General features: G+C 53.0%; 23 protein-coding genes and 1 riboswitch. Of the genes, 12 read left to right on the plus strand and 11 right to left on the minus strand.

The features are described 5' to 3' along the window. Nucleotides 1-375 precede the first annotated feature (375 nt). The 4 genes from ltrA to NST96_RS02655 all read left to right on the plus strand — a co-directional run bounded on the left by ltrA (nt 376) and on the right by NST96_RS02655 (nt 4,798). Nucleotides 376-1,641 carry a group II intron reverse transcriptase/maturase gene (ltrA, locus tag NST96_RS02640; protein ID WP_024985202.1) on the plus strand — a complete coding sequence of 422 codons (1,266 nt, stop codon included), beginning with the start codon at nt 376-378 and terminating at the stop codon, nt 1,639-1,641. Between the two features lie 179 nt (nt 1,642-1,820). Beyond that, nucleotides 1,821-2,474 carry a LytTR family DNA-binding domain-containing protein gene (locus NST96_RS02645; RefSeq protein ID WP_024983303.1) on the plus strand — a complete coding sequence of 218 codons (654 nt, stop codon included), beginning with the start codon at nt 1,821-1,823 and terminating at the stop codon, nt 2,472-2,474. 20 nt (nt 2,475-2,494) lie between these two features. Continuing rightward, nucleotides 2,495-2,812 carry a multidrug efflux SMR transporter gene (locus tag NST96_RS02650; protein ID WP_081924363.1) on the plus strand — a complete coding sequence of 106 codons (318 nt, stop codon included), beginning with the start codon at nt 2,495-2,497 and terminating at the stop codon, nt 2,810-2,812. 468 nt (nt 2,813-3,280) lie between these two features. Beyond that, nucleotides 3,281-4,798 carry an acetyl-CoA hydrolase/transferase family protein gene (locus NST96_RS02655; RefSeq protein ID WP_342405534.1) on the plus strand — a complete coding sequence of 506 codons (1,518 nt, stop codon included), beginning with the start codon at nt 3,281-3,283 and terminating at the stop codon, nt 4,796-4,798. 52 nt (nt 4,799-4,850) lie between these two features. Here the strand turns inward: NST96_RS02655 and NST96_RS02660 are convergent, their stop codons facing one another. The 9 genes from NST96_RS02660 to NST96_RS02700 all read right to left on the minus strand — a co-directional run bounded on the left by NST96_RS02660 (nt 4,851) and on the right by NST96_RS02700 (nt 11,579). After that, the gene (locus NST96_RS02660) at nt 4,851-5,879 is read right to left on the minus strand and encodes a cytochrome d ubiquinol oxidase subunit II (RefSeq protein WP_003389932.1); all 1,029 of its coding nucleotides are present in this window, start codon (nt 5,877-5,879) and stop codon (nt 4,851-4,853) included. Nucleotides 5,880-5,903: 24 nt separating this feature from the next. Further along, nucleotides 5,904-7,250, minus strand: a complete 1,347-nt coding sequence (locus tag NST96_RS02665) for a cytochrome ubiquinol oxidase subunit I (protein ID WP_003389931.1) — start codon at nt 7,248-7,250, stop codon at nt 5,904-5,906. A 151-nt stretch (nt 7,251-7,401) separates the two neighbouring features. After that, nucleotides 7,402-8,163: a pirin family protein gene (locus NST96_RS02670; RefSeq protein WP_122958082.1), complete on the minus strand. Its 762-nt coding sequence runs from the start codon at nt 8,161-8,163 to the stop codon at nt 7,402-7,404. Nucleotides 8,164-8,264: 101 nt separating this feature from the next. Further along, nucleotides 8,265-8,651 carry a DoxX family protein gene (locus tag NST96_RS02675; RefSeq protein ID WP_003389929.1) on the minus strand — a complete coding sequence of 129 codons (387 nt, stop codon included), beginning with the start codon at nt 8,649-8,651 and terminating at the stop codon, nt 8,265-8,267. An 82-nt stretch (nt 8,652-8,733) separates the two neighbouring features. Continuing rightward, a complete protein-coding gene (locus NST96_RS02680; RefSeq protein WP_003389927.1) occupies nt 8,734-9,360 on the minus strand; it encodes an FMN-dependent NADH-azoreductase in 627 nt (208 codons plus the stop codon). 116 nt (nt 9,361-9,476) lie between these two features. After that, nucleotides 9,477-9,932, minus strand: a complete 456-nt coding sequence (locus tag NST96_RS02685) for a MarR family transcriptional regulator (RefSeq protein ID WP_003389926.1) — start codon at nt 9,930-9,932, stop codon at nt 9,477-9,479. Between the two features lie 190 nt (nt 9,933-10,122). After that, the gene (locus NST96_RS02690) at nt 10,123-10,308 is read right to left on the minus strand and encodes a hypothetical protein (protein WP_024983307.1); all 186 of its coding nucleotides are present in this window, start codon (nt 10,306-10,308) and stop codon (nt 10,123-10,125) included. A 99-nt stretch (nt 10,309-10,407) separates the two neighbouring features. After that, nucleotides 10,408-10,893, minus strand: coding sequence for a GNAT family N-acetyltransferase (locus NST96_RS02695; protein ID WP_227277755.1), 486 nt, complete (start codon nt 10,891-10,893; stop codon nt 10,408-10,410). Further along, nucleotides 10,893-11,579 (minus strand): GntR family transcriptional regulator, encoded by a 687-nt coding sequence (locus NST96_RS02700; RefSeq protein WP_003389923.1) that lies wholly within the window; start codon nt 11,577-11,579, stop codon nt 10,893-10,895. The genes NST96_RS02695 and NST96_RS02700 overlap by 1 nt, the downstream gene beginning before the upstream one ends. 109 nt (nt 11,580-11,688) lie before the next feature. Between NST96_RS02700 and NST96_RS02705 the strand changes: the two genes are divergently transcribed. The 7 genes from NST96_RS02705 (at nt 11,689) to NST96_RS02735 (ending at nt 19,703) form a co-directional block, all read left to right on the plus strand. Beyond that, on the plus strand, nt 11,689-12,627 hold the full coding sequence (locus tag NST96_RS02705; protein ID WP_227277756.1) for an EamA family transporter: 939 nt from the start codon (nt 11,689-11,691) through the stop codon (nt 12,625-12,627). 261 nt (nt 12,628-12,888) lie between these two features. Further along, complete coding sequence (locus NST96_RS02710; RefSeq protein ID WP_003389921.1) at nt 12,889-13,989, plus strand: carbohydrate kinase; 1,101 nt, start codon at nt 12,889-12,891, stop codon at nt 13,987-13,989. 3 nt (nt 13,990-13,992) lie between these two features. After that, nucleotides 13,993-14,910, plus strand: coding sequence for a pseudouridine-5'-phosphate glycosidase (locus NST96_RS02715; RefSeq protein WP_003389919.1), 918 nt, complete (start codon nt 13,993-13,995; stop codon nt 14,908-14,910). Between the two features lie 261 nt (nt 14,911-15,171). Beyond that, nucleotides 15,172-16,680 (plus strand): diguanylate cyclase, encoded by a 1,509-nt coding sequence (locus NST96_RS02720; protein WP_122958079.1) that lies wholly within the window; start codon nt 15,172-15,174, stop codon nt 16,678-16,680. Between the two features lie 147 nt (nt 16,681-16,827). Next, on the plus strand, nt 16,828-19,245 hold the full coding sequence (locus NST96_RS02725) for a heavy metal translocating P-type ATPase (protein WP_003389917.1): 2,418 nt from the start codon (nt 16,828-16,830) through the stop codon (nt 19,243-19,245). Between the two features lie 19 nt (nt 19,246-19,264). Then, entirely contained in the window at nt 19,265-19,435 is a 171-nt protein-coding gene (locus NST96_RS02730) for a hypothetical protein (RefSeq protein ID WP_155807946.1), read from the plus strand. Nucleotides 19,436-19,499: 64 nt separating this feature from the next. Continuing rightward, entirely contained in the window at nt 19,500-19,703 is a 204-nt protein-coding gene (locus NST96_RS02735) for a copper ion binding protein (protein WP_003389916.1), read from the plus strand. A 107-nt stretch (nt 19,704-19,810) separates the two neighbouring features. On the opposite strand, the gene NST96_RS02740 is transcribed toward NST96_RS02735, so the two are convergent. Then, nucleotides 19,811-20,368 (minus strand): DUF3267 domain-containing protein, encoded by a 558-nt coding sequence (locus NST96_RS02740; RefSeq protein ID WP_003389915.1) that lies wholly within the window; start codon nt 20,366-20,368, stop codon nt 19,811-19,813. Nucleotides 20,369-20,405: 37 nt separating this feature from the next. Next, the gene (locus tag NST96_RS02745) at nt 20,406-20,786 is read right to left on the minus strand and encodes a DUF2294 domain-containing protein (RefSeq protein ID WP_003389914.1); all 381 of its coding nucleotides are present in this window, start codon (nt 20,784-20,786) and stop codon (nt 20,406-20,408) included. Between the two features lie 238 nt (nt 20,787-21,024). Further along, nucleotides 21,025-21,169: riboswitch (cyclic di-AMP (ydaO/yuaA leader) on the plus strand. Nucleotides 21,170-21,919: 750 nt separating this feature from the next. On the opposite strand from NST96_RS02745, the gene kdpA reads away from it, so the two are divergent. Next, nucleotides 21,920-23,593: a potassium-transporting ATPase subunit KdpA gene (gene kdpA, locus NST96_RS02750; protein WP_342405535.1), complete on the plus strand. Its 1,674-nt coding sequence runs from the start codon at nt 21,920-21,922 to the stop codon at nt 23,591-23,593. The last annotated feature ends 39 nt before the right edge of the window (nt 23,594-23,632 follow it).

Consider the following 23,632-nt stretch of genomic DNA (forward strand, 5'->3'; position numbering starts at 1 on the left):
CAAACAAGACAAAGCCCCATACAGCCAAGGGATACAGTAGTAAACTTGGGCAGGTACATGGGATGAAAGTTATCGTTCTTACCTGGGGAGGTCTGCATGAAACGCCTTCAACTGTTGGTAACCGTCTCCGTAAGGAGACGCTGAACATGCAGAAGTCAGCAGAGGCCATAGTACCCGAGTAGAGGACGCTTGAATGGGGAAGGGCCGAACATCAAGCCAGCATGCGATCCATGTCTTTTGATACGGTACGTCGAAGCAGAATTCTGTCAAGGAACTACTTTTGAAGAGCAGGGGTGAAGCCCCGAGGGTACAAAAGAGGGCTGAGTATCGTACAGCAAGCACGGAGTCCGCATGTGCGAAGGAAGGAACATCATTATGGATTTGCTGGAAAAAGTCTTATCACGGGAAAACTTACGGATGGCACTCCAACGAGTGGAGGAAAACAAAGGTGTCGGTGGAGTCGATGGTGTTTCAACCGAACAACTACGCGATTATCTACGTGAACACTGGCAAGCCATCCGCGAGAAGATGGAAAGGGGAACCTATAGACCTTCACCTGTTCGCAGAGTCGAAATCCCGAAACCTGACGGTGGTGTAAGGTTATTAGGCATTCCCACCGTGGTAGACCGCTTTATTCAGCAGGCCATCCTCCAAGTGTTAACGCCGATCTTCGACCCCACCTTCTCGGAATCTAGCTATGGGTTCCGTCCAAAACGTAGCGCTCACATGGCAGTAAGGAAAGCGCAAGCGTATATCTCCGAAGGATATCGTTTCGTGGTGGACATCGATCTAGAGAAATTCTTTGATCGCGTAAATCATGATATTCTAATGAGCCGTGTGGCTCGAAAAGTTCAGGACAAGAGAATTTTAAGACTGATTCGTTCCTACTTGAATGCGGGGATCATGATAAATGGCGTCTGTACAACATCAAGTGAAGGAACACCGCAAGGTGGGCCGTTAAGCCCACTTTTGGCAAATATCCTACTTGATGATTTGGACAAGGAACTCGAAAAGAGAGGCCACCGTTTCTGCCGCTACGCAGACGATTGTAATATCTACGTGAAAACAAAACGGGCAGGGGAACGAGTAAAGAAGAGTATTCAAAACCACTTGGAGAAGGTACTAAGGCTAAAAGTAAATGAGGAGAAAAGCGCGATAGACCGACCATGGAAACGAAAATTCTTGGGCTTTAGTTTTACCTTTGCAAAACAGACAAGGATTCGCATCCACCCCAAATCCCTCCTCAAGCTAAAAGAGAAAATCCGCACGATCACGAATCCGGTGTGGAGCATCTCGATGGAGAAGCGGATTGAAAGAATAAATCAGTACCTCATGGGCTGGATTGGATATTTCGCCCTTGCAGACGCGAAGGGCATTCTACAATCCATTGAGGAATGGACAAGGCGCAGGCTCCGTCTTTGTTTGTGGATGCAGTGGAAACGCGTGAGAACCAGATATCGAGAACTTCGTTCTCTTGGCATATCTCACGTAAAAGCCATTGAAATTGCAAATACCCGCAAGGGTGCATGGCGTACCACAAAGTCTCCGCATATACACAAAGCCCTCGGCATTGCCTACTGGCAACAACAAGGGCTGAAAAGCTTAGTGCAACGATATTCTCAAATTCGTCAAGCTTGGTGAACCGCCGTATACCGAACGGTACGTACGGTGGTGTGAGAGGACGGGGGTTAGTCGCCCCCTCCTACTCGATTGTCTGATTTTCCAACAGAATGCAGCTGTGTCATTTCCGTGTCTCGTGCTCACAGCGGGTAAAATTGTGGTTTAATAGAGATGAGAAACAGGATACAGAGGGATGATCTATGGAGAAAACATTGGTGCCCGAAGTACTGCAAATGATCGGAGAGGTAATACCGGACGGCGTTTCTGTTGCGATTTCGGAAGGCGGACGCTATATCTACTATCAGCCGAGCGCAAGCATTGATCTGAAAATCAAACCGGGAGATCAGGTGCGAGAAGGGTCAGCGACGTACAGAGCGTTGACGGCCAGGCAAAAAGTATCGGAGTATGTGGAAAGCGGTGTTTTTGGCATCCCGTACTACGGGGTTTCCCTTCCGTTGCTGCGCAGCGGCCGCGTAGAAGGATGCATTACAGCGATCTACCCCAAGCAGTTCATGCCGCAGCCGAAAGTGCTGATCGGCAAAGGAGAGGATGGCTGGCTGCCCATTCCGATATCCGATATCATGTACATCCGCTCCCAGGAAGGGAAGACATTGCTGCATACAGCGACGGATTCGTATGCAAACCGCTACAGCCTGTCAGAGCTGGAGCAAATGCTGTCACCCGCCAGCTTTATTCGCTGCCACCGCTCTTTTCTGGTCAATCTGGAGGCGATCGGTTATATCCACCCTCACTTCCATTCAACCTTTCTATTAGAGATGAAAGATAAGCAGCGCACCCGCGTGCCTGTCAGCCAGTCGTATGCGAGTTCATTTCGACAAATATTGGGATTTTAAACGGCAAGCCGGTCATCGGCTTGCTTTTTTACATTCAGGTTGAGGGTGCCTCTCTCGCTGATATCGCTGCAGAAGTGGGGATTAAAAAACCGTCTATTTATAATCACTTCAAAGGCTTATCTGCTGTTGCCGGGGGGATTATTTTTAGCTTCATTTGTTTGACTTTTTCAATGAGAAGTCTTCCTATGGGTACGGCTTACGCGATATGGACGGGGATTGGTACTGTGGGAGGCGCTTTAGTTGGCATGCTTTTCTTCGGTGAATCAAAAGAATGGCGTCGTATCCTGTTCATGGCCATGGTGCTAGCTGCTGCCATCGGACTGAAACTCATCTCTTAAACGTTTGTTTTTCTCTGATTGAAGAAAGCATGAAAGACAATACAAGCTGTAGAGATGAAAAAGCAGAAAACGCGAAAGTCTTTGGGACACCGCCCAGGCGGAACGGAAAGAGCGGAACACGCTCTCAGCGTCCAACTCTGAACAGCTTCCCCCGAAACCGCTGCTTTTGGACGCGGTTCCGCTTTTGGAGTGCAGCCGGACAGTGTTACCCGCAGCAAGTGTCCCACCGTACTGGAGCGTTTTCTGCTTTTTCATCTCCTCCACTAAAGTCCGACCCACAGGCAATAAATGAAACAGCAGAGAGTAATGACAACCAGTTCCGGAATCTATCATTCACCAGCCGAACAACTAACTGCCAAATTTTCTGTTTCACCGCGAATTCTTCTGCTTCGACCCAAATCGAGTGCCCGCTCAGCGACCGTGTGATACTGTAAAGAAAACAAGATCGAAAGTGGCAGGTGGTCATACATGGTATGGGAGCGCTTACGCGATAAACGCCTTCACGATAAAATTGTTCAAGCAGAAGAAGCAGCAAGCTGGATCGAAGACGGCATGACATTGGGTTTGAGCGGCTTTACCCGGGCGGGAGATGCCAAGGTAGTTCCGGTCGCGCTGGCCGAACGGGCAAAGCGGGAAGGAAAACCGTTTTCCGTCAATGTATATACAGGGGCATCGCTCGGTTCCGATGTAGACGCCGTTATGGCCGAGGCAGGCATTGTTCGCAAGCGGCTGCCGTTTCAAGCAGATCCGGTCATGCGCAAAAAAATCAACAGCGGCGAAATGATGTTTATCGATCAGCATTTATCCCACACTGCCGAATGGATTCGTTCCGGCGTGCTGGATCCGATTGATTACGCCATTGTGGAAGCGGTTGCAGTAACCGAAGACGGATACATCATTCCCGCCACGTCGGTCGGGAACTCCAATATATTTGTCGAGTACGCCAAGCATGTCATCATTGAATTGAACATGGTGCAATCTGCCGCTTTGGAAGGCTTGCACGACGTGTATACGCCGGGAAAACAGGGCGAGCGCGAGCCAATCCCGCTGACCAAGGTAGACCAGCGCATCGGCCAAATCGGCATACCGGTAGATCCGGCGAAGGTAAAAGGAATCGTTATCACCAATCAAATGGATTCTCCGTCTACCATCGTCGAACCGGATGAGGAGACGGCGGTCATGGCAGGCCACCTGATCCGCTTTTTGCGCGAAGAGGTGGAAAAGGGCCGCTTGCCGCGCAATCTCGCTCCGCTTCAATCGGGGATCGGAACGGTTGCAAACGCGGTGTTCAACGGATTTTTGGATTCCGAGTTTTCCGACTTGACGGTGTTTTCGGAAGTGCTGCAAGACGCTGTATTCGACCTTCTGGATGCGGGCAAGATCGCTTTTGCCTCGGGCTGCTCCATCACGCTGACGGCTGAAAAAATGAATCACGTCATGGAAAACCTGGACCAGTATCGCGACAAGCTGCTGCTTCGGCCGCAGGAGATCACCAACCATCCCGAACTGATTCGCCGCATGGGCTTGATCTCCATCAACACGGCTCTGGAAGTGGATATCTACGGCAACGTCAATTCGACCAACGTATCCGGCACACGCATGATGAACGGCATCGGCGGATCGGGCGATTTTGCCCGGAATGCCCGCCTCGCCATCTTTGTCACCAAGTCGATTGCCAAAAACGGACACATCTCCAGTATCGTTCCGTTTGTATCCCATGTGGACCACACCGAGCACGACGTAGACATCATCGTGACCGAGCAAGGGCTGGCTGATCTGCGCGGACTGGCTCCCCGCGAGAGAGCCCGCCTGATCATTGAAAACTGTGCGCATCCGCTGTACCGGGATCAGCTCCGCGATTATTTCGAGGAAGCGCTGACCCGCGGCGGCCATACACCGCATGTACTCGAAAAAGCCTTTTCCTGGCATACGCAATATGCCCAGGAAGGCAGCATGCTTGCAAAAGAGACAGCTTCCTCCCGTTAATCGGGGGGAGGCTTTTTTTATGCCAGAAAAGACGGAGCAGACCCCACGCAGGTTATTTTTGCTGAATATACTGTTCATCTTTCATAAACATCCGCCAGAAGAAAACAAACCCGGGGATGAGGATGGCGAAGCCGACCAGATAGCTCACGAACAAAGCCCGGAACGTGTTGGGGTGAGTAAAACCGGATTCGATCGTAACGGTAGGGTACACGATATAGGGCAGACGGGCGGCTCCGTAGGCGTAGCTTGCCAAGAGATATTGAATAATGACGCCGACAACGGCAAGTCGCGGCGCATAGGCAAGCCGTTTTTGCTCCGGCGGGATCAACAGAGCGATATAACCGACCAAAAACCACGCGACGGAAGCAATCAGCCACGGGAGATAGGCAAGCAGCCTCTCATAGAGCCAGCTCGCCTCCGTTTTCATCGTGACGACTGTCAAAACGGCGGCAAGCAAGGTGAGGGGACCGATGAGAATGGCGTCGCGACGGTAGACGCGAAAGGCTTGCTGTGCGTTGGCTACGCGGGAGTAGTCCGCGAGCAGCAGCGAGGAGAGAAAGAGGGTGCTGCTCACAGCCAGTCCTACATAGGCGTATACATGCGGACTCGTCAGCAGCGCTCCCCAGTCCAGTCTTTCCACCCCATCGATCGTTTGAATAAATCCGCCCTGCGTCAGCGGCAGGACCAGGATCAGCAGAGCCGGGATGAAAAGGCCGCTGATTCCGGAAAAGAAGGCGAGCGTTTTATCGTATTTGCGGACGAGATGGGAGAAAACCATAAAGGCGCTGCGGATCAAAATCAGCAGGAGGATGAGGCTTCCGGGGATGAGCAGCACGGTGCCGAGCGTGTAGGTGGCTCCGGGAAAAAACGTGACCAGCCCGACGACGATCAGCACGATAAATACGTTGACAACCTCCCATGACGGGGACAGGTAACGGTTGGCGATGCTTGTCGCCTTTGTATCTATGCGGTTTACATAAACCATCGACCAGAAGCCGGCGCCGAAGTCAAAGGATGCGGCTACTGCGTAAATCACCACAAAGATCCACACCAGCGTAATCGCCAAAATCGTGTCCGTCATGAACAGAAGCCTCCTTGGATCAAATTAGGGGGCTGTTTCTCCCGACGGCCGGTCCGTTGGATGAAGCTCCAGCGGGTGGCGGCCAAAATAGCTGCGAAAGACCAGAATGGTCACGATGCCGAGAAACAGGTAAACGGCGAGAAAGGTGAAAAACAGCGGGCCGATCCCGGCTGATTGGGTGACAGAGTCGGCCGTGCGCATCACCCGGTAGATGACCCAGGGCTGGCGGCCCGTACAGGCAAAGATCCAGCCGAATTCGATGCCGAGCAAAGCCAGCGGGCCGCTAAGGACAAAGATGCCCAGCACCCAGCGCGGAAACACGGAGCGGCGCAGCAGTTTTTTCCAGGCAAAGCCGAGCAATCCGACGACGATCAGAAGGGAGCCGATTCCCACCATGCCGTTAAACAAGGTGTGGATATAGAGGGGAGGCCAGTACTCCCGAGGGAAGTCATTGAGCCCGACCACCACCTCGTCAAAGCGGTTTCCCGCCAAAAAGCTGAGCATCCAGGGAATTTCGATTCCGTATTTCACTTCCTGGGTTTCCGGATCGGTAAAACCTCCGACGGCCAGCGGGGCATAGGCCTGGGTCTGGAAAAGACCTTCGGCTGCCGCCAGCTTCTCAGGCTGATAGCGGTGCAGCAGTTGGGCCGATTCGTGGCCGTTCAAGGCGGTGAGGAGCGAGAAAGACCCGCCGACGATCAAGCCGAGGAGCAGCGCTTTTTGGTGGAAGGCGTATTCCCGGCTCTCCTGATCGGACTTGATCATTTTCCAGGCAGCGACGGATGCGATGGCAAAAGCGCCTGTCATAAAGGCGGAGACGACGACATGGCCCGCAGTGACGAAAAAGCTCGGATTAAAAAATGCCGCCCAGGGGTCCACATCCACGACCTCTCCGTTTTCAATGCGAAAACCGGCGGGCGTACCCTCAAAAGCATGGACATTGGTGATGAGAACCGCTGAAGCAGCAGCCCCAAGCAGGATCATAAAAACGGAAACGAGCCGCATCAGCGGGGTCAATCGATCGGCGGCATAGACGTAGATGGACATGAAGAGCGCCTCCAGGAAAAAGGCGAAAATTTCGATTTGAAACGGCAGGGAGATCACTTTCCCGACTACTTCCATAAAGCCGGGCCACAAAAGGGACAACTGTACACCTGCGATGGTGCCGGAGGGAATGGCCACACCGAGCAAAATGGCCTGTCCTTTTGTCCAGCGTTTGGCCATCAGCTCGTAGTCGCGGTCCCGGGTGCGCTGGAAGAGAATTTCGGCCAGCAAAATCATCAGGGGCAGCCCTACGCCCAAAGTGGCAAAGATGATGTGAAAGGCCATCGTAGTGCCAAATGTGGCTCGCGCCAGTACAAGATCGTCCACCGTATAACGTCCTTTCACTGTGATGCTTTGTCAAACATTCCCTTTTATTGTCTCTTGGGAGGGGCCGGAATATGCAAAGGCAAACAAACAGGCCGCTCCAGTCAGCGGAGCGGCCTGTTCAATCGTACGGTTTGGAAGGTTGCCTAGTTGTTTACTTTCGGTATAGCGGGTAGTCCACCTCTGACGGCACCTGAATCGCAACGAGGCGGAGCGATTCACCGGAAGGGGCGCTAAACCGGAGCTCTCCGGCCTGATCCGAGGACACCACGGCAAAATCGCCGCCGTGAAGGCCACTCGCTCCTTCTGCCAAATGCAGCTCCCCTTTGCCCGAAACGACAACTGCTGCCAGGGAATACCCCTTTGGAAGCTGCCAACGATAGGAATGATTGGCCGGGATGATGATATCTCTCATCAAAGAGTCGGTCACGAGAGAAATCGGCGCATCCGTACCGATCACCCGTTTCACCTGTACGCCGTCAATCACATCGAGCGGAAACTCTTCATGATTGTACTGGTTGTAAGTGGGCGGCACCTTGACCGCCTGGGAGAGATGAGGCTCAAACCAGATTTGAAACATTTCCGTGCCTGTACTCATTTCTTCGGCGTGATAAGCTCCTGATCCGGTCTGCATTACTTGCGCTCCGCCGGTGGATACTTGCTGCAAATTGCCTAGTGTATCGCGGTGACCAACCGTTCCGTTTAGCACGTACGAAACGATTTCAAAGCCGGAGTGCGGATGCAGCGGTATTTCAAACGTCGTCAGCGATTTGGCCCAAGCCCAGTAAAAGAGGGGGCCGACGCGCTTGACAGCCGTTTCCTCGTGGGGAAAAGCAATCGGTTTGCTCTCCACGATTTCGCCATTGCCGAAATGGCCTTTTCCTTGTTGGTCCGGTGTATAGATGGAAATGTGCATAATGGCCTCCTTGTTATGGGACATATATGACATAGAAAGTAGCTTCTATGCTAGCTGTTGTTTTGCATAAGGGCAAGGCATAACATGCTGATTGTTTTTGATTAGAACAGCGTATAGGCACCAGGACCGATCAGAGCAACGCCCAAAGCGACAGCAATCAGGGTCAGATTGTATTCGTAGCCGTTTTGTGTTGCCCAGTATCCGTTAGGGCCGTGGACTTTTACAATCGCTACAAGCATCGTGCCGATGATCAGCACAGCGCCTACCCAGGTGCCGACTCCGGCAGCAAACAGCAGTCCGCCAATCAGTTCACTCAAACCAGCCATCAGAGCCATGGCGACGCCGGGCTTCATGCCGATGGATTCAAACCATCCGCCCGTACCCTTTAATCCGTGACCGCCAAACCAACCAAACAATTTTTGTGTACCGTGAGCTGCAAAAGTAAGACCGACAACAAGACGAATGATCAACAAACCTACATCTACCATCATACATTCACTCCTTGTAAAATAATTTTAAATTAGAGTATTTTGAATTTGAGATATTAGTCCAAAAAAAGGCCGGCGGGCCTTAGAAGGACTCCGCCAGTTTTGCAGCCTTTTCAATGCCTTCTTGAATAAGTGCTTCCGCTTTGTCAGGGGACGCATTGTGGCCTTCTACGATGACAGTGGACATGTCTTTCACGCCCAGAAAGCCCAGAATGGTTTGCACGTATTTAACAGCCATTTCAACATTGGCAGCAGGACCTTCGGAGTATACGCCGCCGCGTGCGTTCAGCAGAGCCACTTTTTTGTTGTTCAACAGCCCAACTGGACCTTCTGCAGTGTAGCGGAATGTTTTGCCTGCTTGGCACAGGTAGTCGAAATACGTGTGAAGGACAGCAGGTACAGTGAAGTTCCACAGCGGGAATGCGATCATCACTTTGTCGGCTTCGATAAACTGGTTCAGATATTTGTTAACCAGCTCAGCTGCTTTTTGATCTTCAGCAGTCATTTCCATTCCTTTGCCTTGTTTGAACATGGCATTGATTTTTTCTACATCGTAGTATGGCAGGTTTTCTGCGAACAAATCCAGTTCTACGATCTCGTCTTGTGGATGGGTCTCCTTATAAGAGTCCACGAAAGCTTGGTACAGCTTTACGCTGACTGCTTGCTCCACGGGACGGTTGTTGGCTTTGATAAATAATACTTTACTCATGCTTTTCTTATTCCCCTTTCAAAAGGAAAGTATATAACCTTGAAATAGTAAATCTTGATTTTAAGATTATTACGTATCGAGGATCTTGTCAAGAGTTTTTACACTTCCATGTTTTTTTATTTATGAAAGCGCTCTTGAGCAGAATGCCCCAACTTTTTTAACAGCTCGATTGCGCTTCTCTTTTCCTCCGGATTGAGGCCACTGACGGCTTGCTCAATGGCTATTTTATGGGAGGGAAAGATGGAAGCCAGAAACTGTTGACCTTTTTCCGTCAGTTCTGCGTAAATAACCCGCCGGTCTTCGGCACATGGCTTGCGGACCAGAAGCTGCTTCTTTTCTAGTTTGTCCACGACGTACGTAATGTTACCGCTCGAGATCAGGATCTTTTCGCCAATTTGCTGGAGAGGCTGGGGACCTTTATGGTACAGCACCTCAAGTACGCCAAACTCGGTGGGATTCAACCCATGCTGGCGGATTTCCCGCGTGGTATGTGCCGTTACCCAGTTATAGGCACGGGCCAAAACCACCATCAGCAAAAGCGAGTCGTCACGATGTTGCTGTTCTTCGGGCATGCGTGCACCCCCTGTAGGATTTAGTTCAGTACATATCTCAAATTTAAGATAATTATACACCTCTTAGTGGTGCTTGTCAAAGAAGCGGACAAAACGGCAGCAACGTATCCCGCATCGCAATGTAGAAAGGGAAAGCAGGAAAAAGCTCCGGCCATTTGTTTTCATAGCCGGAGCCGGTTCCAGGTTGATTTTAATATTCCACTTTTGTTACCTCTTCCAGAGGTCCAAGAGGATTTTCGTGACCTTCCTTCAATTCCTTTTCCAAGAGCTTCTCATGGTGCTCGTCTGACAGATCAAAGTAGAAGAACTCGCCTTCCTGCTTGTCTTCGCCTTTTGCCTGCGCGTTGTTGTATCGTCCGTCTGTTTGATTCGACACCATCATCCCACCCATTTTTTTCGGTAGTATGTGCCGATGGACAGCAAATCATCCTTTCGCCGGGGGAATCGGCAAGCGGGGACAGCTTCCAAGACTTTTTCAGCAAGATGCAGACAGAGGGCGTTCAAACATGACCATGTCCCATGCCCGGATCCCGTTTTCAATCACGGGCTCGGGATAGGAACAGAAAAAATCCTTGCGAATTTCTGTCATGCGGAAGCCCGCCTTTTGGTAAAAAGCCAGATTGTCGATGCTGGAATTGGCGGTGCCTACTATGATCCGTGAAAAGCCTTTGGAGGCGAAGCGGCTGCAAAGCTCTTCAATTATGGCCTTCCCCACTCCCTGTCCGCGGAATTCCGGCCGGACGGCGAGGTTCTTGATCTCCGCTTCCTCGGGGGACAAAGCGTGCATCAGACAAACGCCCAGCACTTGGTCCTGCTGATCCTGGGCGATATACAGCTCTCCTTCGTACATGTACTGGTCAACGGCCTCGGCCCAGTCATCTGCCAAAAGCAAAAGAGAGCGGTATGCCTTTCTTTCTTCATTCGACTCAATCAGGGAAAGCTTTAGCGAGGGTTTATTCATCAGTCGTCTCCTTTGTTTGCTTTTTCCAGTTGGCGTGCTACCTCATGCATGGGTCTGAGCCAGTTTTGCGTCATCGCTTCGACAGCGGCCGCCGCATTTTTGTCGCGGAGGGCCTGAATCAGTAGACGATGCTCTTCTACTGAAGTGCGGGCAGGCAAAAAATGCTGGAAGAAGACAAATTTTAACCGGCGCAAATGCATGTGCAAGAGGGAGGTAAAGGATGATATGTACGTATTTCCGGCCGTTTCGTGGATCAGCTTGTGAAACGCCTCGTCCAGCTCCATGGCGGCATATGACTGGCTTGTCTCGATCGCTTCGGAAAACTGCCTGTTCAGCTCGGTCAATTCGTCCAGCACCGCATCGGTGATCTTGGGCACGACCAGCTCCGCAGCCAGCGCTTCCAAGGCGATGAGCGGCCGGTAGATGTTGGGGACGTCTTCGGGAGCCAGCTTGGTCACTCGCGTCTCCACACCGGGCTGCATCTCTACAAAGCCCTGCAGCTCCAGGATTTGCAGCGCCTCCCGTACAGGCGTCCGGCTGACTCCTATCGCGTCGGCCAGCTCCGTATCCAATATTTTTTCGCCCGGCTGCAGGGTACCGTCTATGATCCAGGTCTGCAGCTGCTGCAATACCTTGTTTTTCGCGGAGGTTCGTTCGACCTTTCGCAAATTGGGGGGAAGAGGCATGGCAAGTCCTCCTTAGAAGGCGTTTTGGTAAAAGAAGCATCTTCTTGTATTTTACAGCAGAATGCGATATATTGCATAATATATTGGATGGGAGAGGAGAAAAAACACCATGTTTTCTTCATTGCGCGTCCGCGGCTTTACAATGGTGATTGTCGCTTCGATCTTATGGGGAGTCTCAGGCACCGTGGCCCAATCGCTCATGCAGCATTATCAGTTTCAAACGGATTGGCTGGTAGCGTCACGGTTGCTCGCCTCCGGATTGATCCTGCTCGCGCTGTCATTATGTGGGCCGCATCGTCAGAATGTTTGGCGGATTTTGTTCTCCGGCGGTGATTTGGCCCGGCTCCTGCTGTTTTCGATCGCAGGCATGCTCGCGGTCCAGTATACGTATTTTGCCTCGATCGAAGCGGGCAATGCGGCGACTGCGACGCTGCTGCAGTATTTGGGGCCCGTTTTTCTGGTTGTGTATCTCGTCATCAAACTTCGGCAGTTGCCTTCAGCAGCACAGGTGACGGCTCTGATCCTGGCTCTCGGGGGGACGTATCTGCTCATCACGGGAGGAAATCCGGGGAAGCTGACGATTTCCGCTGCCGCCGTTATTTGGGGGCTGGCCTCGGCGCTGGCGCTTGCTTTTTACACCGTATACCCGAAGCCGCTTTTGGGGCGCTGGGGGTCTACAGTCGTCCTTGGCTGGGCGATGCTGATCGGGGGCATCGGTCTTTGCCTGGCAAAACAGCCTTGGCAAGCAACTGACATGATCTGGTCGGTTCCATCGGTTCTGGCTGTTGTCTTCATCGTCTTGTTTGGGACCTTGATTCCCTTTTATCTGTACGTAGACAGTCTGAACTATATCCGCCCGACAGAAACCAGCCTGCTTGCCTGCGCGGAACCATTGTCTGCCGTGATTACGACCGTTGTTTGGCTGCATGTGTCGTTCGGGATGTTTGAGTGGATCGGCGGTTTGTGCATTATCGGGACGATTTTTGCCCTGTCCCGCCATCGGGAAAAAGCGAAGGAGCCGGCGCTGCAGAATGCCGTAGGATCGTAAAAAAAGGCGGGCATAGAGGTCGGAAAATGCAGGCGATCAAAAGCGATCAACCATGGATTAGCAAAAAAGCAACATAACACAGCATAGCCGTTATAGAAGCGCATTCTTGTGACCATCTTTTCGCGGATGGTCAAAGAATGCGTTTTTTCTTGCGGCACCATTATTTTCTCTTTGAAAACTTTTGTCTATGTGATAAACTTTTGTTTGTAAAGAGAAGCAGTTCGAGTTGCAAATGCTACTAAGGCAGAAAGGAGGAGGGCCGTGGACAAAGAAAAACAAATCCTCCGCTACATTCGTGAAAATCCGTTCGTCAGCCAACAGGAGCTGGCTGACAAGATGGGCATTTCCCGGTCGGCGGTGGCTGGCTATATCGCGCAGCTGACCAAGCGCGGCGAAATCAAAGGACGGGCCTATATTCTTCGCGACGAAGAGCTGATCGTCTGCATCGGCGGAGCCAATCTGGACCGGAAAGCGCGGGCCAAGCAGCAAGTACGGCTCCACTCATCGAATCCGGTAACCATCTCTGAATCATGCGGAGGGGTCGGCCGCAATATCGCGGAAAATCTCGGTCGGCTTGGCTGCAATGTCTCGCTGATCAGCTGTGTCGGGGAAGACAAGGAAGGCGACTGGATTTTGCAGGAAACGAAAAAGCACGGGGTCGATATCAGCCAGGTGTGGCGGTTGCCCACTCAGCGAACCGGTACGTACACGGCGCTTTTGGACAAGGAAGGCGAAATGGTCGTCTCCCTGGCGAATATGGATATTTACGATACGCTCACGCCGCAAATGTTTGCGGAACGGTGGTCCCATATCGCAGCCGCCCGGGCCGTTTACCTCGATACGAACCTTCCTGCAGACTGTTTGGCATACGTGATCGGACGCTGCCGGGATGAGGGCATCGCGCTGTTCGTCGATCCGGTTTCTTCTGCCAAGGCGGAAAAACTGCCCGAGCGTTTGGACGGAGTCGAAGCAATCCTGCCGAATCGAGAGGAAGCCGAGCTTTTGTCAGGCATGGAGATCAAAACCATGCAGGACTGCGAAGAAGCGTGCCGGAAAATCAGGGCACGAGGCGTGAAAAGTGTCGTGGTGACGCTCGGCGAACAGGGCATTTATTATCAATCGGAGGACCAGGCGGAGAAGCTGGCCCCCTACCCGACAGAGGTAGTGGACGTGACGGGAGCGGGCGACGCTTTTGCCTCCGGTCTTTTGTACGGGGTCGTAAACGGTGAGCCGCTGGGCAGAGCGTGCCGGCTCGGCATGGCTGCTTCGGCCTTGACGCTGCAGACCGAGTATTCGGTATCGCCGCTGCTGAAGCCGGAGGAACTGGAACAAACGATAAACCAATACGAAGAGGAGCGATAACGGATGAAACAATACCTGACTTTTACAGATGAAGTGCGCCATGCATTGGACAATAACTTGCCAGTTGTAGCCCTGGAAACAACAATCATTTCCCACGGGATGCCGTATCCGCAAAATATCGAGATGGCGAAGGAAGTCGAGCAGATCATCCGTGACAACGGCGCGGTACCGGCAACGATCGGGATTATGGACGGAAAAATCAAGATCGGGCTGTCGGAAAGTGAACTGGAAGAGTTCGCGACGAACAAATCCGTTGAAAAAGTAAGCCGACGCGATTTCCCGTACATTCTCGCCAGCGGCAAAATCGGGGCGACGACGGTAGCCGGTACGATGATCGCAGCCCAGCTGGCAGGCATCCGCGTTTTTGCCACAGGCGGCATCGGCGGTGTTCACCGCGAAGGCGAAATCACCTGGGACGTGTCTGCTGACCTGACCGAGCTGGCGCAAACGGGCCTCGCAGTCGTATGCGCCGGATGCAAGTCGATTCTCGATATCGGCCGTACCCTCGAATACTTGGAGACACAAGGGGTGCCTGTCGTCGGCTATCGCACGGATGAGTTCCCTTCCTTCTTCGCAAGAGAGAGCGGCTTTGGCGTCGATTTCCGTCTGGATGCTCCAGAAGAAGTCGCAACCGTGATGGATACGAAGTGGAAGCTCGGTCTGGACGGCGGTCTTGTCATCGCCAACCCGGTACCGGAGAAGGATGCGCTTGATCACGGCAAGATCGAGGCAGTCATTCTGCAAGCGCTGAAGGAAGCGAAAGAAAACGGAATCGCCGGCAAAAAGGTAACGCCGTTCTTGCTCTCGAAAGTAAAAGAACTGACAGAAGGCAAAAGCCTGCAAACCAATATTGCCCTGGTGAAGCACAATGCAGCCGTGGCTGCGCAGATTGCCGCCGCTTATCATAAAAAGCAAGGGTAAATAAATACGCAAGGCTAATGAATATGCAAGGCTCAAAAGCAAATGCGGGAAGCCCTGTTCCGAATGGGAGGAGCAGGGCTTTTTGCCATTTCAAAAAGGTGACAAACTGACAACAACGGGCTTGCGATTTCAAGGAAGAGGGTCCGAAAACATTTACAAGTGAACCTTGCAGCTTTATGATGTAGCGGAGTACGTCTGCCATGCTGATCGCCCGTGACGGGGTCGCATGTGGCATACTAAGAAAGCAGAAGGCGTGAGAGTGTGTTAAAAGATTTCGGTACCAATCTGGCTATCTTGATTTCGTGCTTCTTGATCATCGGTCATATTTACAAAGGAAAGCTGGTCGTACCCCAGTCCCCCATCCGCATCCGTCTGGTGTATGGCGGTTTGCTTGGCATGGTAGGTGTCTTGCTGATGCTGTATGCGATCAGAGTCTCTCCTTCTGTGGTGGCGGATTTGCGACATATAGTGATTGTGTTGTCAGCTTTTTTCGGAGGGATGCCTGCGGCCCTGGCTTCAGCCGTCATCATCGCGGTCGGACGGGTGGGATTGTATGGTGTAAGTGCCGCCTCGCTGACTGCTGCATTTTTTGCCATCCTGATCGGAATCGGGTGTGGCGCCCTGTCCTATTTCCGAATGCAGCCCTGGAGCAGGATTATCCTTTTGAACTTCTACGGCATTGTCGTGGCCACATCTTCTCTGTACATGAATCTTCCCGATACATCTTTGTTAATGCAAGTGGCGATGTATCAGTGGCCAATATCCCTCATGGGGGGGATCCTCAGTTATTTGGTCATGACGTATATTCGCCGGACCAATCACCTGCTTTACGAGCTTGAGGAGAGCGAGGAGCGCTACCGGCGCTTGGTGCAGCTCTCTCCAGACGGAGTCCTTGTGGTGTCGGAAGGCAGAGTTGTGTTGACCAACGACGCTGCTTTAAAGCTTTTGGGACTGGAAAAAAGGGAGCAGCTGCTGGGAAAACCGCTGTATACCTTTACGAAAGAGGAGTGGCGAGCCGAAGCCTGTCGCGATACGTATGCGCATAAGCATATGGAGTCTGTCACGGATCTGATCGAGACAAGGTTTCGCCGCCAGGATGGCAGCGAGGTCGATGTCGAGACGGCGAGTACATGGATTTCCTATCGAGGCGAGCCGGCCCAATTGATTCATTTTCGCGACATTACGCTTAGGAAGCGGGCAGAGGAGCAGCTGATGTCAGCCAACCAGCTTTTGCGCGATTTGACCAATATGGACGGATTGACTGGCGTAGCCAACAGGCGCTGCTTCGACGAGCGAATTCGCGCGGAGTGGGAAGCATGTCAATCGAGTGGGGTTCCGTTCTCGCTCATTATGTTTGATCTCGATTATTTTAAAATGTACAACGATACCTACGGGCATCAACCGGGAGACAGGTGTTTGCGGGAAGCAGCAGGAGCAGCTGCAGCAGCCGTATCTGCGCTGAAGCTTCAGGGAGCGATGGTCGCCCGTTATGGTGGAGAAGAATTTGCGGTGCTGCTGCCGGGTACAGACGCAGATCGGGCCCTTGGAATAGCGGAGGATGTGAGGGAGCGAATCGTATCTCTGGCCATTCCGCACAGCGGCTCAAAGGCAAGCAGTGTGGTGACGGTGAGCGTAGGCGTCTCAACGCTCCTGCCTGCCGAGGCAATCTCCCCGGAAAATGCCATAGAGCGAGCCGACCAGGCTCTTTATGAAGCAAAAAAAGCAGGGCGCAACTGCGTTCGGATGGCTTCGCAGACCCCGTTTTGCTGAAATGGACAAGCGGGGAATTTTTTTTTGAAAAAAACGCTTGATATACCCTATGGGGGTACTGTATACTGAAGTTGCGATAAGAAAAGACGTAAGGGGAATACTAATAAAAATATACCCCATATGGGTATTTGGTTCGGAGGAATCAACATGAGCGGCAAAGTAAAAGAAGCGACAGTCGCCATATCCGGCATGACATGTGCAGCGTGTGCCATTCGGATCGAAAAAGGTCTGCAAAAGCTCGAAGGCGTCGAGTCCGCAAGCGTCAACCTCGCCCTGGAAAAATCGACAGTTGTCTATGACGCCGAAAAAATGAGCTTTCAGGACATCCAGAAAAAAATCGAGGATTTGGGGTACGGAGTGATCACCGACAAGGTAGAGCTCAACATCTCGGGAATGACCTGCGCTGCCTGCGCGACCCGGATTGAAAAAGGGCTGCAAAAGGTACCGGGCGTCATCCAGGCGCATGTCAACCTCGCCTTGGAAACAGGCTCTGTCGAGTACGACGCGAGCCAGGCGAGCGTCGCCGACCTGATCAGGCAGGTGGAAAAGCTGGGGTATCAGGCCGTACGCAAGGATGAGCAGTCCGAGGCGGAAACGGCGGACCGCCGGGCCCAGGAAATCGAACGGCAGACCGGAAAGTTTCTCTTTTCCCTGATCCTTTCCCTGCCGCTTCTGTGGGCGATGGTGAGCCACTTTTCCTTTACCTCGTTCATCTGGCTGCCCGATATGCTGATGAACCCGTGGGTGCAGCTGGCTTTGGCGACACCGGTTCAGTTCGTTGTCGGTAAACAATTTTATGTTGGAGCATACAAGGCTTTGCGCAACAAAAGCGCCAACATGGATGTGCTGGTCGCACTCGGCACCTCGGCCGCTTACTTCTACAGTTTGTACATGGCGATCCAATCCATCGGCACAGGGGCCCACATGATTGAGCTGTATTTTGAGACCAGCGCGGTATTGATTACCTTGATCCTGCTCGGCAAGCTGTTCGAAGCCAAGGCAAAGGGCCGCTCCTCGGAGGCGATTCGCAAGCTGATGGGCTTGCAGGCCAAGACGGCAGTGGTCATACGGTACGGAGAGGAAATGACGATTCCGGTAGACGAAGTGCGCCCGGGGGACATCGTCTATGTAAAGCCAGGAGAAAAGGTGCCGGTAGATGGCGTCGTTTTGGAAGGACAGTCGGCTGTCGATGAATCGATGCTGACTGGTGAAAGCATTCCGGTGGATAAGACTGTCGGAGACAACGTGATCGGCGCGACACTGAACAAAAACGGTTTTCTCCAGATTCAGGCGACCAAGGTCGGAAAAGAAACGGCACTGGCTCAAATCATCCGCGTAGTCGAGGAAGCGCAAGGCTCCAAGGCTCCGATCCAGCGCCTGGCGGACAGCATATCCGGCGTGTTCGTTCCGGTTGTAGTCGGGATTGCCGTCCTTACCTTCGTGATCTGGTACTGGTTCGTTTCGCCGGGCGATTTCGCCTCGGCATTGGAAAAGGGAATCGCGGTGCTCGTCATTGCCTGCCCGTGCGCATTGGGACTGGCTACGCCTACTTCGATCATGGCCGGTTCGGGCCGCGCGGCAGAGCTGGGCATCCTGTTTAAAGGCGGAGAGCATCTGGAAACGGCGCACCGATTGGATACCATTGTACTGGACAAAACGGGTACCGTAACGAAAGGCGAACCCGAGCTCACGGACGTCTTTGCTTATGACATGGACGAAAGCGAGCTGCTGGCACTGGTCGGAGCCGCCGAGAAAAATTCGGAGCATCCGCTGGCCCAGGCGATTGTCAAAGGGATTGGCGAAAAAGGAGTTTCACTGGGGGCTGCTGAAGCGTTTGAAGCGATTCCCGGATTCGGGATCCGCGCGGTCGTAAACGGCAGGGAGGTTCTCGTCGGAACGCGCCGCCTGCTTGCCGAAAAATCGATTTCCTATGAACAGGCCGCAGATGTCATGTCTTCCTTGGAGAAGGAAGGAAAAACAGCGATGCTCGCTGCTGTCGATGGACGCCTGGCTGGTATGGTCGCCGTGGCAGACACGATCAAGCCGACTTCCCGCGAAGCGGTAAAGCGGATGAAGGAAATGGGCCTGACTGTCATCATGATGACCGGGGACAACAGGCAGACGGCAGAAGCGATTGCCCGTCAGGCGGGGATTGACCAGGTGATTGCCGAGGTGTTGCCGGAAGGAAAAGCGGACGAAGTGAAAAAGCTGCAGCAGCAAGGCCGCAAAGTAGCGATGGTGGGAGATGGCATCAACGATGCGCCCGCACTGGCTACAGCCGACATCGGCATGGCCATCGGCACCGGAACGGATGTGGCGATGGAAGCGGCGGACATCACGCTGATGCGCGGAGAGTTGACCAGTGTCGCCGACGCGATCGTGATGAGCCACAAGACAATCCGCAACATCAAGCAAAATCTGTTTTGGGCATTCGCCTACAATACAGTCGGGATTCCGTTCGCAGCACTCGGTTTTCTCGCGCCGTGGCTGGCCGGGGCCGCAATGGCCTTCAGCTCTGTCTCTGTCGTGCTGAACGCCCTGCGCCTGCAGCGGGTGAAATTGTAATGGGAAAGGGGAAACGAGGATGAATCTCAAAACAAAATGGGCGCTCTCGGCAATCGTCTATCTGCTGCTCGTCATCGGCGGCTATCAGCTGTACACAGTCTGGGCCGGTCCCGACGAGGCTCCTCACCAGCAACCGGCTGGCCATGCCATAGAACAAGGCAAGACCCATCTGTCTCATCCCCAGGGTTGACCTTGGGAGCGGTGAGGCGGCATGGTTATCATATAAAAAGGAAAATTGAGAAGGAGAGATCATGATGCAAAACGTAACGCTGAAAGTAGAAGGAATGTCCTGCAACCACTGCGTAAACTCGATTGAAAAAGCGCTGAAGGAGCTGGGTGCGGCAGGCAAAGTTGACCTGGCGGCAAAAACGGTCGAGGTGTCTTTCGACGAAGGCAAACTGACTGTGGATGCGATCAAGGAAGCGATTGAAGATCAGGGCTACGATGTTGTAGCGTAAAACGGTTTTTGGAAGTAAAGAAGCCGCGTATCGGGTGATGGCAAACGTCACTCGCATACGCGGCTTTTTTGTATTTTTGGGGTGGATGAACGCTGCTGTGACAAACCTCACTTGCTTCCATTGCCATCTTCCACGGGAATATAGGCGTCATAACCGATGCTGTCCACAGAATCGGAAATAAGCGTCTGCCGGTCATACTTCCGCAGTGTCCACAGGATGTAAACATCGCCAAAGCTGCCGGCTATCATAAAAAAGCTCCACAAGTACCAAAAAAGCGAATGTCCCATAAGGGAAAGACAAAAAGGGACCAATCCCAAGATCAAGCCGGGCAGCAGTACTGCGAACCGGTAGCGGGATACCGCAATCGGTTTTGCGCAGCAGCAGTAGAAAACCAGTTTCTTCGGTACAAATCCAAAGCGGATGTCGGAGAACGAGACTTCCCTGCTGAGCAAAAAGCCAATCCCGTGCAAGCATTCATGGACGACAATCCCGGCGACCACCAATAGCAGAAAGAGAAAAAGACCTTGGATCGACACGGAAAACGTCACCTCGCCGCCGTACAGGAAAAGGGCAGCGATGAAAAAAGCGATGGAAAAGAAGATACTGTAAATGTTTGCTTTCAGAGGATCGAGCACCACCTGCTGCCTCCGATACTTTTCGTTCAAGCTTTGTTCCCTCCAAACGGCGATGACTCACTAGAGTTTAGCTTTTCATGTCCAACAGCGCCTTCTCCAAATCCTTGTTCAGCACGTAAACCTCGATCCGCTCGCCCATTTTTGTGCTGATATCGCTGTGGCTGGAAAGCACCCTGCAGCCGGTGATGGTTTCGACGATCTCCTCGCACTCCTTGCTGTACATCTCGCGCAGGACCTCTCGCATTTCCTTGACCACGCGGCGTCCCTTTTCATGATGAGCCAAATGCTTTTCCTCGACAGTGAGGACGCCTTTGAAGCGGCAGATCACCATATCGCCGACGATGTACGATTTTCCTTCCTGCGGGCCGCGTCCGATCAGTTCGCGCTGAAACTTGATAAACGCTTCGCTGATCTCGGCTTCCATTTTCTTCTTGTGGGAAACAGCCAAACCAATTCCTCCCTATCTTGTCATTGAGCCCTATCTTACTGAGCGCCAGAGAGGCTGTCAACGCGAGAATGGAGAAAAAAGGAAACGGGAGATAACGGGCAAAATAATTTGATCGCTTGAGAGAATGAACGATTTATCCGTTTTCATTCCGATTTTTCTCCCAAAAGAATCGGAAATCGGTCAAAATCAGCCGTTCACAACCAATCGCGTCCGACTTATAATGACACATAACAACCAATTGCAAATCTGGCCTAGTCCCGGGGCGCCCGGGAGCGGAGGACCCAATCAGTAGGGGTTAATTCCACGGTTTTTGTGGAAGGGATGAGAAACTCTTTCGCCATCCTACCCGTCAGCTAACTTCGTCGGCTAAAGCGAGGGAGGTCAAAAGACCGCCTGTTCGAGGAGGCTTTTTTTGTTGCCCAAATGCGGCAGCAATCCGCCTGTTCGATCTGATTTGCAGGTCTTTTCGTTTTTCTGTCAGTAAAAATCGTCTGTTTTGGAAAAAGGAACAGGGAGACAGAGCGCAAAGAGGGCAATGGATTGCCGGCTGGGCGTTAGGTAGACCAATGAGTACTTTTTCCCCGACAAGGCAAAGCAAGAGACACAACCGGCGGATCGAAGGGAGAAGCGATTCTGGATGAATCGCCGTCCGGCCCGATCCGTTTGCGAGCGGCTGTTTTTTTGGCTGCCCGCAGTGGCCTGTGCTTGTTTGTCGCCTGGGGAAGGAGTAAGCATTGGTCTATTTTTTTACCCAAAGGCACCGCTCCGGGCATCGCTTGGGAGAGGGGCAGAGGCGTAAGCGAAAGAGTCCGCTCGGCTCATACACGACAAGTCAAAGGGAGGATGAAAGCAAGCAAGTATTCCGGGTGGATTGGACTATAAGCAATTTCCTGAGCATGGAGGGAGGCTCGAAGATGGACGCGGTTTCCGTATTGCTGATCGCCTTGTCGTTTGCGATTTTTTACGGCGTCGTCAAGTTTTGCGAGGCAGTAGCAGAAGAGCAGGAGGGGAAGAAGGAATGAGCGTTTTGCTGTTGATCGCCGCCGGGCTGATCGTATACCTGTGCCACGCCCTTGTTTATCCGGAGAAATACTAGAGTCCGTCTGTTTGAAACATGTGAGGAGGAGCTTGTTGTGGACTTCATCCAAATTTCGTTGTTTTTGGCCTTGCTGCTTGCGGCCGCCATCCCGATGGGCCGTTATCTGGAGAGGGCCTTTGCCCTTGAGAGGACCAGGATGGACAAAGTGTTCGGCGGCGTAGAGCAGGCCCTCTATAAGGTGTCCGGCATTCGGACAGGGGACATGAACTGGAAGCAGTATGTTGTGGCTCTGCTGGCCAGCAACCTGGCGATGGCCGCCATCTGCTATCTGATTTTGCGGCTGCAGGGGATTTTGCCGGGCAATCCGGCGGGCATCGGCGCGATGGAACCGCTGCTGGCATTCAATACCGTCACATCCTTTCTGACCAATACGAACCTGCAGCATTACAGCGGGGAGACAGGACTTTCCTATCTGTCGCAAATGGCTGTCATTATGTACCTGATGTTTACTACGCCAGCGACGGGAATCGCCGCCGTGATGGCATTCATGCGGGGAGTGACCGGCCAAAGTAGCCTCGGCAACATTTACGTCGACCTGGTGCGTGCCCATACACGGCTGCTGATCCCGCTGGCTGTCGTCGTCACGCTGGTACTGGTCAGCCAGGGAGTACCGCAGACGCTGGAGCCGGCGGCGACCGCCCATACGCTCGAAGGCGTGGAACAGCAGATCGCGCGAGGGCCTGTAGCTTCCCTGGTTGCGATCAAGCATCTGGGAACGAACGGAGGCGGCTTTTTCGGCGTCAACTCGTCCCATCCGTTTGAAAACCCGACGCCGTTTACCAATGTGCTGGAAATGCTCTCGATGTTTGTCATCCCGGCCGCGCTGCCGATTGCGTTTGGGCACATGGCGAAAAGCAGCAAGCAGGGGTGGATTTTGTTTGCCGCTATGGGGCTGATGTTCCTTGCCTTTTTAACCATGGCGTACATCAGTGAAACGAACGGCAACCCGGCTCTGGCAAAAGCGGGCCTCTCTCAGGAGATGGGCAGCATGGAAGGAAAGGAAGTGCGCTTCGGCATCGTGCAAAGCGCCCTGTTTACCGCAGTGACCACAGCCGCCACGACCGGCACGGTCAACAACATGCACGACACCCTGACGCCGCTGGGCGGCCTGGTTCCGCTCGCGCAGATGATGCTCAACTGCGTCTTTGGCGGCGACGGAGTCGGCATGGTCAACATCCTGATGTACGCCTTGCTGGCGGTGTTTCTGGCCGGGCTGATGGTCGGGAGGACGCCCGAGTTTCTGGGCCGCAAGATCGAGGCAAAGGAGATGAAGCTGATCGCGCTCACGCTTCTCGTCCACCCGTTGATCATTTTGGCGCCGTCCGCCGTGGCTCTTGCCACCGGGATGGGCAGCACCGCCATCTCCAATCCCGGCTTTCACGGCATTTCGCAGGTCGTCTACGAATTCACGTCCTCGGCTGCCAACAACGGCTCGGGCTTTGAAGGGCTGGGGGACAACACGCCGTTTTGGAATATTTCGACCGGCTTGGTCATGCTGTTTGGGCGGTACATCTCCATCATCACGATGGTTGCGGTAGCCGGGTCGCTGCTCAGAAAAACGCCGGTGCCGGTGACCTTGGGCACGCTACAGACCGACAGCAGCGTCTTTTTGCTTATTCTCTTGGCGACAGTCCTGATCGTCGGGGCGCTGACCTTTTTCCCGGTCGTTGCGCTGGGTCCAGTGGCCGAGTGGCTGACGATCCGATAGACACGTGTATGTAATTGATATGGCTGACCTTGGATTATT

It is taken from the genome of Brevibacillus sp. FSL K6-2834 (assembly GCF_038592925.1).
GTDB classification, from domain to species: domain Bacteria; phylum Bacillota; class Bacilli; order Brevibacillales; family Brevibacillaceae; genus Brevibacillus; species Brevibacillus borstelensis.